Annotated in this window: 10 protein-coding genes and 1 pseudogene; 4 read left to right on the top strand and 7 right to left on the bottom strand. The window is 42.9% G+C overall.

What is annotated here, in order from left to right; all coding sequences use genetic code 11:
• Positions 1-454 precede the first annotated feature (454 nt).
• Together DFP97_RS30870 and DFP97_RS20765 are read right to left on the bottom strand one after the other, a co-directional pair.
• Entirely contained in the window at positions 455-616 is a 162-nt protein-coding gene (locus DFP97_RS30870; RefSeq protein WP_181873610.1) for a hypothetical protein, read from the bottom strand.
• Between the two features lie 411 nt (positions 617-1,027).
• On the bottom strand, positions 1,028-1,234 hold the full coding sequence (locus tag DFP97_RS20765; RefSeq protein WP_114382101.1) for a hypothetical protein: 207 nt from the start codon (positions 1,232-1,234) through the stop codon (positions 1,028-1,030).
• Positions 1,235-2,458: 1,224 nt separating this feature from the next.
• Between DFP97_RS20765 and DFP97_RS20755 the strand changes: the two genes are divergently transcribed.
• Entirely contained in the window at positions 2,459-3,649 is a 1,191-nt protein-coding gene (locus DFP97_RS20755; protein ID WP_114382099.1) for a sensor histidine kinase, read from the top strand.
• Between the two features lie 2 nt (positions 3,650-3,651).
• Positions 3,652-4,284 carry a response regulator gene (locus tag DFP97_RS20750; protein WP_114382098.1) on the top strand — a complete coding sequence of 211 codons (633 nt, stop codon included), beginning with the start codon at positions 3,652-3,654 and terminating at the stop codon, positions 4,282-4,284.
• 930 nt (positions 4,285-5,214) lie between these two features.
• Here DFP97_RS20750 and DFP97_RS20745 read toward each other — a convergent pair.
• The 3 genes from DFP97_RS20745 to DFP97_RS20735 all read right to left on the bottom strand — a co-directional run bounded on the left by DFP97_RS20745 (position 5,215) and on the right by DFP97_RS20735 (position 9,732).
• On the bottom strand, positions 5,215-7,443 hold the full coding sequence (locus DFP97_RS20745; RefSeq protein WP_114382097.1) for an MMPL family transporter: 2,229 nt from the start codon (positions 7,441-7,443) through the stop codon (positions 5,215-5,217).
• A gap of 662 nt (positions 7,444-8,105) precedes the next feature.
• Positions 8,106-9,017: a class B sortase gene (gene srtB, locus DFP97_RS20740; protein ID WP_114382096.1), complete on the bottom strand. Its 912-nt coding sequence runs from the start codon at positions 9,015-9,017 to the stop codon at positions 8,106-8,108.
• Between the two features lie 76 nt (positions 9,018-9,093).
• On the bottom strand, positions 9,094-9,732 hold the full coding sequence (locus DFP97_RS20735; RefSeq protein ID WP_114382095.1) for a sortase B protein-sorting domain-containing protein: 639 nt from the start codon (positions 9,730-9,732) through the stop codon (positions 9,094-9,096).
• Positions 9,733-10,040: 308 nt separating this feature from the next.
• On the opposite strand from DFP97_RS20735, the gene DFP97_RS20730 reads away from it, so the two are divergent.
• Together DFP97_RS20730 and DFP97_RS31655 are read left to right on the top strand one after the other, a co-directional pair.
• Entirely contained in the window at positions 10,041-10,241 is a 201-nt protein-coding gene (locus DFP97_RS20730; RefSeq protein ID WP_114382094.1) for a hypothetical protein, read from the top strand.
• 17 nt (positions 10,242-10,258) lie between these two features.
• Positions 10,259-10,765: pseudogene (locus tag DFP97_RS31655) on the top strand (IS630 family transposase); the annotation flags it as partial.
• On the opposite strand, the gene DFP97_RS20720 reads toward DFP97_RS31655, so the two are convergent.
• Together DFP97_RS20720 and DFP97_RS20715 are read right to left on the bottom strand one after the other, a co-directional pair.
• On the bottom strand, positions 10,762-12,021 hold the full coding sequence (locus DFP97_RS20720; protein ID WP_245976471.1) for a cytochrome P450 family protein: 1,260 nt from the start codon (positions 12,019-12,021) through the stop codon (positions 10,762-10,764). The pseudogene DFP97_RS31655 and the gene DFP97_RS20720 sit on opposite strands and share 4 nt — an antisense overlap.
• Positions 12,022-12,038: 17 nt before the next feature.
• Positions 12,039-13,238, bottom strand: a complete 1,200-nt coding sequence (locus tag DFP97_RS20715) for a glycoside hydrolase 5 family protein (protein ID WP_114382092.1) — start codon at positions 13,236-13,238, stop codon at positions 12,039-12,041.
• Positions 13,239-13,283 lie beyond the last annotated feature (45 nt).

The following is a 13,283-nucleotide window of genomic DNA, read 5'->3' as shown; positions in this document are numbered from 1 at the left end:
TTGTCTGTTCTCACTCATGTCGGACACCTCTTCTGTTCCTTATTGTTTATTATCTAGTGCTTCCAATGAGGTGTCCACTTTCCATGCTAGCATCAAAGCTGCCTTTCTTTTCAACTGCGGCAGCTACGTGATGTTGAATTATTGAATACTATATAGTTTGTTCTACGATTAAAGAGTGAAGCTTCGTTTCCGTTCGGCATAAGCCGATGCTAAACATCATATGAACTTCCCTTCTTCGATTCGTCTTCCACTTTGATGAGCGGAAGTGGCCGTTCCCCACAGGAATACGGCTGGGTACTGTCCTGCCATATGATGTTCCCCTAGTAAACAATACGATTAAGATCGTTCAACAACAATCGGACCCGCTCCGGTGTGATGTCGTCGCCGTTTCCTTCCTCTGCCAGCTACTTCAGGCTCAAGTTCTTCGCGAAGAATGTAAGCGGCGGACGTCCGATCACAGGGCTTTTTCAAGCAGCTCCTTGTCCTCCTTAAAGGCCAGGATTTCCCTCACAAGACTGTTGTCCGTATAGACCACCCTGAATAACTCTTCATTTCTATACTTCAACGTATACGAACCGGATCTAACCTTGAGCGTTATGCCTTCCTTCGCTTCCATGATGCTCTGAATACCCTCGCCTGCGACAAGCGCATTCCCGTTTACCGTCGCTTAGTCCACTCGAGCTCCCGGGAGCAGGATTTCCGCATTCGTGTTGGCAGGGATACGTGTCTCTATCTCGATCTCGCTGAATAGTCTAGGTATTTCCCAGCTACCTTTGACACATGCCATTTTAAACCAGCCATGTTTGATCATGGAGGCATTAGTGTATAGACCTACCCCAGTTACGGTAGCAAAACCAAAACATACGTTTCCACCGGGGATTGGCTCTATCGCCAGCTAGCGGGACTTGAGATGGATCCGTCGTCTCCTGCGTATCAACGGATTAGCATTCAAATGATTCATTCTTTTCTGTTCGTTAATTCTGAAATCAAATTAGACATCATTAAATATTCTAACGAGCTATAGAATTTATTTTTTCAATGCGTCATACGCATCGAGTCGCCTATGTAATTCCGCACGAACTGCCTTGTATTCGCAGAAGGTTTCCATCAGATTTCCTCTTAAATTTTTACCCTCGTACGGAACTAATCTCTCGAACTCCACAAGCAATTCTATGTTACTCCAGAACTGCATTTCCTCTTGAAGCTCAGCAACCCGTTTATTTAGCGCCTCCATTAGCCTGCCCCTCTCAATTGTTTCATAGCTGAAGCAAATCTCCCCCAACTACTACGCTCTTTCAATATTACCATATTTTGTTACAATATAGGTCATTTGACGTTTATATGATAATCGGGAGTAAGTCAAATTTAGTGACGGTAGAAAAATCAGCTCTAGAACCTATTTATGTTATCCTACTTTTCAAAAAGTATTCACTTGAGTAGATTTGGAAATACTTTTATATAAGTTAGCTTTCGCTTATAGGAGGAATAACATGGCTAGTATTAAAAAGAGGAGTAAAAACTCATACAGGTTAATCATAGAGGCAGGTTACGGCACTGATGGAAAACGAATCAAACGATCAAAGACGATAAAAGCTTCAGGTATTTGAGAAGCTGAAAAAGAATTAGCAAAGTTTCAAGTCGAAGTGGAAGCAGGAGAATATATAGCACCAGAAAAAATGACTTTCAATAAAGTTGTTGATGAGTGGAGGGCCAAATACGGCAACAAACCCTTAGAAGCAACGATCCTCGAGAACCTGGAGCCGTCACAGTGACCTCAGGCTTATCCTTTTGTGGTATTTATAGATCAGGATATTCTTCGAACTCAAACCCAAACCGAGCTTCAGAGAAATATAGCCTTTCTATTTCTTTGTCAGGAGTATAAAGACAGATCATTCTTTCTTTTGGAATAAAGGGTAATATGCGTGAGGGTAAATATTCACCGCAATCTCACCGCGGAGTAGATGAGCTGGGCCAAGGCAAGCAAAACCAAGCTCCACCCCTTTTGTTACGCTAACGGGCAACGATAGCGTCATCGAAAGGATGACTAACTGATTCCGGTTGGCGCGCATGTCCCTTCCCCTCTCAGGCCAGATTCGCACAGACAACGTCTTGTTCGCTCATGGCTTGTTTCAATGCTTCGAGATCCATGACGTATCATCAAATTTACCAGATACGCCATTCCAACCATTCAAAACAATTACTTATTATCTAAGACGAGACCATATAGGGTTTATTAAAGAGGCTTCTTAATGTCCATCGATTCGGGCAGTCTCAGAGGAGCAAAAAAAGCTACCTCGACAGTGGCTTACACTCAAAAAGAGTACAAAAGTATAGATAGGAGTAAAGAAGATAAAGTCCAATTGAACTATAGTGCACTTTGAATGAAAGTACATGTACGAAAGTACATTACCAAATTGAAGAATAATCTTTATAATGGTGGTTGAGGTGGTTTAGCCAAGTGAAGAATAAGAGAGAAGAACAGCATATCATCAACGAATTATTAGCATCCAGACTAGCGATAATAATTTGGGGATCACTTGTTTATGTATCCGTTATAGTTTTGCAATTTTACAGGGAACCTCTAATACTTTCGAGTTTAGGCTTTACTGGCCTTTTTGTGGTACATGGCTGGTTGCATTGGAACTCATACCGATTTACAAATAAATACTTTTGGTACTATTTTTCTGCACAAGGAGCATTAATATATTTGTGCTCAATTTTAATGCCAGACGGTTATCAAGCAGTTCTAATCGGACTCCTTCCGGTTCTGATTGCACAGAGTCTAGGTTTCTCATACAACATACTAAGAGTCAGCTTTGTCTTTCTTATCAGTATTATTTTGTTTTTCGACTCTGCTCTTACTTTAGGAACAATGGAAGATCTTATTCTCTTCCTACCTATATTTGTTCTCATGCTGATTATTGTTTTAGCATATGCAATTTTATTTTTTCAGCAAGTTCATGAACGTCTTAGAATCCAAAGTTTCTTGCGTGATCTTAAAGAAGCACATAACAAAGTCGAAGAATTAACACTTTCAAATGAACGTCAACGAATGGCTCGAGACCTTCACGATACTCTGGCACAAGGTGTAGCAGGATTAATCATGCGTTTAGAGGCCGCAGATGCTTACATGGTTCAGGGTCAAACAAGTCGTGTTCATGAAATTATCAAGCAGTCCATGGTTCAGGCTCGTATTACTTTGGCAGAAGCCCGATTCGCGATTGATAATCTACGAGCTAAATCGTCATCCGAGATTAATTTCAAGGAAGCCATTCAAAATGAAGTTCAACATTTCAAAGACGCTACGGGAATAATAGTATTCATTCATCTTACACTCAAAAAACGACTTTCCAGAACATTAATGGAGCACAGCCAACACATTGTTAAGGAATGCCTCACTAATATTGCCAAACACGCCAAAGCTGACAAGGTATGGGTAAGCCTATCGGACCAACACGGTAAGCTATTAATGGAAGTTAGAGACAATGGAATCGGATTCAACACTGATGCTCTTGGGACAAAAGTTGGACATTATGGCTTGCTAGGCATCCAGGAACGAATAAGGTTAATTGGGGGAGAAATGAAGATTCACAGCGATTCGGAAGGTACTAGCATTAAAGTTGAGACAGCTCTCATTGAAGGAGACTAGAGATGACCCCGTATAAAGTACTTATTGTTGATGATCATTTTGTTGTCCGGGAAGGCTTGAAGTTGATCCTGGAAACCAGTGAAAAATTTCAAATTGTGGGCGAAGCACAAAATGGACAAGAGGCCATAAACCTCATCGATGAAGTTCTTCCTGATGTTATTCTTATGGATTTGAACATGCCCGTCATGAGCGGTTTAGAGGCAATAAAAATTTTAAAAAGCAAGAACTGTCCTATTCCGGTTATCATTTTGACAACCTATAACGAAGACGAAATGATGATCACCGGCTTGGCTTCTGGAGCAAAAGGCTATTTATTAAAAGATACAAGTCGAGACAACTTGTTTCGACACATCGAATCAGCAGTAAGAGGAGAAACCCTACTATCAACCGATGTTATGGCAAGGGTACTCTCCGCTCGTGAGAGCCAGCCTGAGGAACCACTGCTGACCGAGAAGGAAGTTTATATTCTACAGTGTGTTGCCCGAGGATTCAAAAGTAAAGAGATCGCAATTGACGTTGGGATTTCCGAACGGACGGTAAAAGCTCACCTAACGAATATTTACAATAAATTGGGAGTTGATTCGAGATCACTGGCGGTCTTTACAGCCTTGGAACGGGGAATTTTGCATATTTAACTCTTGATACGTTTTAACAAACAGTGAACGGAACACAACCACAAGCCATATGTGCGTTGTTCCGTTTTTTCGTTCGATTACTGAGTGTCATCCGACACACCAAAATCAATGTGTAAGACTGGTATTGCGAGAACATCAACCAAGCATGACAACAAAAATTAGAACGATAGCCCATGGACGATCGGTTACAACTCTGCCTCAATAGCTAAACTGATTATCCTTGTTATTAGATTCTGATTTCCCTCTAAAAATCTTACACTAATGATTTTGTCATTTGGGACCAATCCATTATCCTAGCAGCCCAAGCATGGCCTGCAAGATCGACTGTCAGAAAAAACAACAAATGGACAAGATAATAAAAGCAATTAAAATGCCAATGCCCTCACATGAACTACCTTCTACCATCTGTTCTTAGCCTGATCCTGTTAGATCCACCTATCAGCTTGCATCCCCATCGATTCTGTAAGATAAATCATGTTATCCTTTTTATTCATGAGTTACATCCTTGCCTGAGGCTTTATAGACTACACTAACTAGTAAAACGAGCGAATGTCCGACCGTAACTTCAATCTGAAATCCGTGCAGTGCTCTATAACTGAAAAAAATATAAAGGATTTCATTATGATCAACAAAAAGCGTAAACCTACCTTATATTTAACATCACTTATAAAATAGATATTCCGCAAGTGAGCCTTGGCAGGCTGTAAGATGAATTAATATCAGCTTAGTAAGCCTCCTTAACCCACATGAACTGTGTGAATCAAACAAAGAAACCTCCGTTACGCAGCTATGCCGCTTAACGGAGGCTTCTTTTTGAAATGGTACTACGACAGCGATTCATTGAGCTTGCGCTAAGCACGGACATATGTCGCAAACTAACAAGCAAGTTACGCGTATAAGAAGAATACGATCTTTGTAACAATTTATAGATTAAAGTCCCGTCGTCCTTTCATCAGCTACTGCTCTGAGCATTGGACGAACCGCTTTTTTTTTGTTTTCCAATTCCTCCATTACGGACTCCCCTTCAATGTCCAGATTAGGGAGAATGCGATCAAGCCATTTAGGTAAATACCATGCGGATTTCCCCAAAATGGTCATGAATGCCGGCACAATCATCATCCGAACAACAAAGGTATCGAACAAAATTCCGAAGGCAAGCGCGAAGCCTATAGACTTCACTATGGCTTCCTCAGATAACATAAATCCCAAAAATACAGAAACCATAATCAAGCCTGCTGCGGTAACGACGCCACCACTGTGTTTAATCCCAGCTAGAACTGCACGACGGGCATTCCCAGTATGCTTGTACTCTTCACGCATTCGACTAAGAAGGAATACCTCATAGTCCATAGCTAGTCCGAACAAAATGCCTACTACAATAATAGGAAGGAAGTTTAGAATCGGACCAGGAGCATGGAATCCGAAAAGATTGCCCATATGTCCGTCTTGCACGACATATACAATAAAACCAAGTGTTGCAGCCAGAGAAAGGACAAAACCTAAAACCGCTTTGATCGGAACCAGCAGTGAACGGAATACCACCATGAGTAACAGAAGAGCCAGTCCGACAATAACAATGGCGAATTTCGGCAGTGCATCATTCAATTTTTGTGAAATATCAATGCCAACCGCTGTACTGCCTGTTACCAAAACTTCAACGTCATTCTGTTTCTGAATGTCAGGGGCCTGGTCACGAATCATTTGAACTAATTCTTTCGTCTTGATATCATGTGCCCCGGTAGATGGAACGACGCTAATCAAAGCTACTTTTCCTGACGGACCAGGTATGGCAGGAGCAACCGTACCTATGTTAGGTAATGTATTCAACCATTCATATACTTTTGCCAAATTTTCAGCAGATTCATTCCCACCATCCGTCGTCGCTAAAATAACAAGCGGACTATGGTACCCTTCGCCGTATCCTTCAGAAAGCAAGTCATAGGCACGGCGTTCCGTTTTTTCAGTCGATTTCTGAGCGTCATCCGGCATCCCAAGATTGATATGAAAGAACGGTATTGCAAGAACACTAAGCATGACAACTCCAACAATGACAATAGCCCATGGACGTCCGGTTACAAATCTTCCCCAAAGGCTATCGTTGCCTTCAGATTTGGATTTGCGGCTAAAAACCTTGAACAAGCGATTTTGTCTTTTGGGACCTACTCGTTCTCCTAATAGTCCAAGCAGTGCGGGCATGATCGTAATCGCAGTTAGTACAGCTGTGAGTACACATATGGCACCTGCAATGCCCATGCCAGTTAGGAATGGAAGCTGCGCTACTGCGAGTCCTGCAAGGCCGATAATTACGGTCACCCCAGCGAACACAACAGAGCTTCCAGCTGTTGCATTCGCGATGGCAGCAGCTTCGTTAACAGCGTATCCTCGAGCAAGTTCTTGGCGATATCTGGAGACAATAAAGAGAGCATAATCGATTCCTACTGCCAAACCGAGCATGGCTGCCATCGATAATGAACTTGAGCCCATATCCATCACATTGGACCCGAGTAAGACACTCATCAAACCTACAACCAAACCTATAATTGCGGTTACGATAGGCAAAATTCCAGTTAGAAAAGAAGCAAACGTAATAGACAAAATAATAAAGGCGATTATAATGCCAATACCCTCAGTTGAACCGCCGGTTACCTTCGGTACATAGCCTGACCCTGTTAACTCGGCCTTCCAGCCTGCATCACGCATCGATTCTACAACATGATTCACAATATCCTTTGACTCATCAGATACCTCATCAGCTGAGACGTTGTAGGTGATCGTAGCATACCCAATTTTCCCGTCGGGACTTAAAGAGTTATTTTCATACGGATTTGCAATCGATTTTACTTGTTTATCTTTAGCAACTTCTTTCAGATTATTACTTATGAACTGTTGTGCTAATTCTGAAGATAATTTCTCTTGATCAGGTGCTTTGAAGACCATTTGAATTTGGCCGCCGTATTCTTGCGGCGACGGAAACTCTTTTCCAAGAAGCTCCAACGCCTCTTGTGATTTGAGCCCAGGGATTGATGAAGCTTCATTAAATGCAGGACCAATCGATAATGCCATACCTGCTGCAATTAGTACAACGAGCAAACCTCCAAGCATAACTTTGATCCGGTTCTTAACCGACCATAAACCAAGTCGATATAAATATTTTGCCATATAAATATCCTCTCCTATCAGAACTTATTTGTTTGTGTGTCTATTGTATGATTAATGCAAAGATGCAACATCGTCCGAATGGGAAACAAGATCATGTACCTTCGGGCAATTTTAAAGTTTGCAATCTGCAGGCGATTTTAAACTTCTCCCAACATTAATAAGAAAAGATACATAAGATTAAGAACATCAGCAGGAATAGTTGATAAACGAGCGATCTGTCTTGTGGTTCAGGATTGCTAATAAGCCAATAAGTCATAAAGGAATCTTCTATAGCGTTAAGATTAGCGATTACAAAAAGACATGCGAAAGACTTCCTTCGCATGCCTAAAGTTACATTTGTAAATCACACATCAGCTGTAGCAAAGATTACTTATTCTTCGTAGTTCGGCAACTGAAGCAAATAGCTGTTGGACATATTTTTGACGATGCGGCAGGATTCACTTGATGTTACGGCCTGTTGTTTTGCTCGCTCCCCTCTCGGGGTTACTTTGTCACGGGGCTTCAACCTTAGGTTCTCTCCACCAGTTGCCCTTCAGCTACGAGGCGACTTGGCTCTTACCTCGACCGGACTCTCACCGGCTAGTTGTGCCCAGCTTGGCTAGGCGCGCAATGCCAAATAAGCTGAATCCATTTTCAGATTCAGCTTCAAGCGGCTGATATTTTTACGCATTATCTGTGTAGATGATTTGCTTAATGAGCTTTGCATGGATAACTGACCGGTATTCATCCCCAAATTCATTGTTACATGTAGAAAGTGTAATTAATTTATCATCTGAAGTTAACTCAACGTTATAGTTGTAAATGGACTTGTCACGTATTCTTTGAAGAAAATCTAAATACTCATCATCGCTTGAAAAATTCGTCTGTCTATAATTGTAATCTCGGTTTGCTGCATATGTGGAAAATACTTCATATTCAAATTGTGTATTCATAAGGTTCAAAAAAATCTTTGTGTGTTTGGTATATTTATCAGCACGCGCATAATAATTCATCAAGTTCCCAAACATAGAGTGATCGTTCATGGCATGCCCGTAAATAACAATATTCATATCCATTTGGGGATTGTTTATATAATCCATGAATATTGATCCTGCAAATGAAGATTTCTTTTTGAAATCCCTTTTTAGGTAATATTCATTATCATCTGCCTGCATTACCGGATAGTCTATTGGAACCTTAAAGCCCGGCATTTGGATCCATCCAACCAGATCGCTATTTTGTTTGTATAAATTCGAGTATTCTTTCAATACGTCTTTCTCGTCCAAATAATCAGGATTTACGTTAAGGATCGTATAAGGCATCTTACGAATAGGCTTTACTTCGACGACCGGAGCCTCGGAAGGAACCTGGGAAGGAACCTGGGAGGGGACCTTTGAAGGAACCTCAGAAGGAACCTCAGAAGCAACCTCAGAAGCAATTTCGGTAGAATAGGTTATTTCGACTTGTCCGCGTAACTGTTCATACTGTTTATTTTCCTTATAATACGAGTAGGCCTTTCCCACTATCGTAAAAAGCGAGTATGCAAACAAACAGGATGACAGGATGAACAATAAAATACGGATAGATTTCTTCAAATCCGAATAGCCCCCTCATGTAACTAGAGCCGCTCAGAATAGAGCAGCTCTTGCCGGAATAGTTCTTCAGAAATCTCTAAACAATATGTTTTTTTCTACCCAATGCAACCATACCCACTAGCGCAGCACCTGCTAGGACATAATACAATACCATGCTGCTGTCGCCTGTTTTCGGATTGTTGGAGCTGCTTGCTGTGCTGGAAGCAGAGTCAGCGTTGCTTGCTGTGCTGGAAGCAGAGTCAGCGTTGCTTGCTTTGGCTGGTGCATCTCCTTCTATAGTACCGCCTGCGTCTTTCGCAACGTCTTTCCATAATTGTTGGAGAGTTTCGTATATTCCTGCGCCTTTAGCCGATTTGGTAGACTTAACAACTTTCGCTCCATCGAGTTTGCTATTCAGTTGTTCCTGGTAATCGGCGATTTCAGCCATCATTGCCTTAAAGTTTTCCCGTTGGTCCTCAGGTACAAATTCCGCGATTGAAGCATTCAGTTTCGCTGGACCATTATACATTCCAAAATCAACGGTAGAAACCTTACCATCTGCAACAGCTACAATCAATTTAAATATGCTATTACTCGATTTAGTGGGTTGTGTCTCCGCACCATAAACGCCATCCTTCAATCCTGTTGTAGAAGCTGCACTTGCAAATGCCGCCATATACAACATCAAACTAAAAACCACCATTAACGATACTGCTACTTTAGATACGCCTTTCATATGAACCCTCCTTTTAATGTGTAAAGCTCTCGGCCTAAACCGTTTATTTCAAGGCTTTTACGCCCTAAAACCAGTTTCATTGCGATTTCATTGTATGCGCTTGCAAAACTTCTTAACGACTTAATCTTATTACAACGCTTATTAGGCAACTAACAGTTTGACGACTACTTGGCTAGCACTTTTACGACTTTTTCCAACACCGTGCATTCCTTTAAGCAAAAAAACTACGACGGCACAATCATCTATCAGGATTTTCCCATTAAATGTCGAATAAATAAGGGAGATGAATTTTGTAGGAGATAACCCTTATGCTATCGAAAAATCGCCTTGGTGCGGCTTCAAGGATTTACTTCAAACCAGAAATAAAAAACTGTCCACACTGTGAGTCCAAATCGCTGTATCGTACCTTGGTTGATAAAACTCCGGTTGACGTTGAGTTTCCTGCAAAAATGAACTGGACATCGGGAAATATCCGAAAGTGGATCAAGAACGAATTTCAAGTCGAATAAAACCGCGAGATTGATCGATTTTGTTTGAAGATGAGAGCATGATTCGGGATTATCAGGCGTTAATGAGCACCTGGTTTCCCAAAGGTAAGCAAACCTACCTACGGAAAGCACCGCGGTGCCAAGTTACTGGCTACACTTGATTATGAGACAGGTGATATTTATTGGGAAGAACATGAGCAATACGATGCGCAGGTGTTCCTATCGTTTTTACTGAATGTTATCAGTAAATATCCTGAGGGCAAGACCATCATGGTTTTGGATAATGCAAGAATCCATCACGCCAAATTACTCCAGTCCTTTATTGATCAAAACGCCGAGAAATTGGAATTGCTGTTCCTTCCCCATATAGCCCTGAACTCAACATTGTGGAAGGGCTATGGGGATGGCTAAAACAATCTGTCATTTGCAATGTTTTCTATTCGACCACGTATGAAATTAGGAATGCCGTAAAATCCTTCATTTTTCGCTCCGTCGCGGCCTCAACCGCCTGTGATCTTGCGGTACAGTATCTTTCACCTCGCTAAAAAGCGACGGGCAGGGAGGCTAACCCCTGCGAGGAAAGCGTGAAGTGCCAGGTGACATTCTCCCGAGGGACGCTGAGCCGCAGATTTGGCATACGTCTCAGCAGCGTGGTAAACGCAATATCAGCTTCCACACGGGCTAGCGGCGCTCCTAAACACATATGGATGCCATGTCCAAAGGCGAGATGACGGTTAATTTTGCGCGTAACATCCAGCTCCTCCGGCTGTGTAAACTGTGCCTCGTCCCGATTCGCCGATTTCAATAAGGGAAAGACCATGTCCCCTTTCTTGATCTGCTTTCCGGCGAGCTCGGTATCTTCAATCGCAAAGCGCGGTCCGGCGATTGTAGCGGGTCCATTGAAGCGCAGCAGTTCTTCGACCGCCGAAGGAACCAAATGGAGGTCCGCTTTGAGCTTGTCCAACTGCTCGGGATGATCCAGCAACATTAAGCTGCCTGTGGCGATCAAGTTTGAGGTTGTCTCATGGCCGGCAAAAATCAAAAGCGTGATCATGGAAATCAGTTCTGCTTCGTTCAGTCGATCCCCTTCCTCTTCGATGGCAATCAACTGGCTGATCAAGTCATCTCCAGGATATTTGCGTTTGTCGGCCACAAGCTGCGAGGTGTACTCGCCGAAGGCACGCAAGTGCTCTGCAACCCTCGGTTCTTGCCTTCCCAAGCCCAGACCATGTGCGATCGCACCAGACCAAACATGTATCTGTTCCTGGTCTGACTGTGGTACGCCGAGCATCTCAGAAATGACGTTGATTGGCAATGGATAGGCATAGTCCTTAACGATGTCCATCTCACCTTGAGCTTGCACCCGGTCGAGTAATTCGTCAGCGATCTTTTGCACCCGAGGACGTAAGCTTTCCATATATCTAGGTGTAAATGCTTTCGAAACCAACCCACGTAACCGTCGATGATCGGGTTCATCGACAAAGAGCATCGATTTTCCAGTAAAGAAGGTAGGTGGTCCGGATTCGGCATGATCGGCGAGAGATTCCCGACCGTTACTGTCGCCATTGATGGAACTAAGGTCTACAGTAAAGCGGTGATGATCTTTGAGCACCTGCATCGCCTCTTCCATGCGCGTGACGAGCCAAGCTTGACCACCTTCTCCCGCCATAGGGAATGGAATTTGAATAACAGACCCCATTGCACGCATCTGTGCGAATATCGGGAATGGATTTTCACCGCTGGCACCGCTAAATATGTTTAATGCTTTCTCCGGTAAGTTCTGATCCGAATTACTCATCATGATCATCCTTTCTCGCATTAACCGATGATTCTTCTCCCGACGCTAAAAAGATCTTCTGTACCCCCAGCAAGCTCTTGCAGTACGATCGCTTTCTTACGTGGTGCGAATTCATGTTTTGATTCTTTAAACATGCCAAAGTAGACTTCCGACAACCCGCCGATCTGATGATCGCCGCCCCGATCCAGCATAGCGGTATCTTCAAGTAACCGAAACACATGAACAGTGTGAATGTACGGCATTTTCTTGCAAAGCTCAAATACTTTCCGATAATATTCGGCTTGTCTGGCTTCGACCTCGGGTTTCCCGCAGTCCGTAAATCCAAATTCAGTCAGTAGCACTTTCTTATGCCCGTCACCATATTTTCTCATGACGCGATATGCGGCATCCGAATAATCTTTCCATAAGTCCCCCGGTTCATCGAACTTGTAGGAAACCTCGTCATAGCTCTGGATCTTATCGAGTTCCATGCAAAACATGTAAGGATGCCATGAGAGCATGTCAAAATAATCGTCCGTTTTCTCCGACCAAAACTTTCCAGAAACAATGCGGCTATAAACCCTGTCCAATGATTGTGCGATCGCATATTGCATAGGCATGTAGTATGGCAAATCGCCTCCCATTGTAGGAAAGAGAGGGCATGGCGAAAAAGAAACCACCTTTGCTTGAGGGTTGGCACGCCTTATGCCCTTTGCTGAGAAATACATCATATCCACTGCAATATCCATTTTTTCATCAATCGTAAATGGATCCTTCATATCACTTTGGAGGAATCCATCAGGATGCAGGAAGGTATGACTATTCCATTCATTCCCCACTTGCCACATGGTCACTTGCGGGAAACAGGTAACCAAAGTAAGCCATGATTCTTCCAGCATGTGAAGCATTTGCATATAAAGGCTGCCCGGTGTTAAATCCCGAGTTGGAACAGCGCAGCCCTGAGATTGCTTACAGCCTTCAGGCAGAAACCAATCATGGCTCATCCCCATCACCTCAATATCAAGCTGTGAGGCCTTCTCCAATAGCTTCGTGTATCGTTCGATTTGCGAATGCTTAGGTGTAGTAGGATTCTCTAGTAGATCCGGAATATGCATCCAAGCGCGCCATGCGCCAAACCCAACCGCATCCGCTAACTCCAGTAGTTTTTCTGCCGCAACCCCTTCCGCTGCTTCTCTGGCCGTAAGCGGTTCGCCAAACCCAAATAATCGATTCTTTGCCATATCATTTCCTCCTAAAGTCTCAGCTAATTAATCAATTTCACACTC

The organism is Paenibacillus prosopidis (genome assembly GCF_003337375.1).
GTDB classification, from domain to species: domain Bacteria; phylum Bacillota; class Bacilli; order Paenibacillales; family Paenibacillaceae; genus Pristimantibacillus; species Pristimantibacillus prosopidis.
The sequence above is the reverse complement of the archived record's forward strand: the minus strand, read 5'-3'. Positions and strand labels throughout refer to the sequence as shown.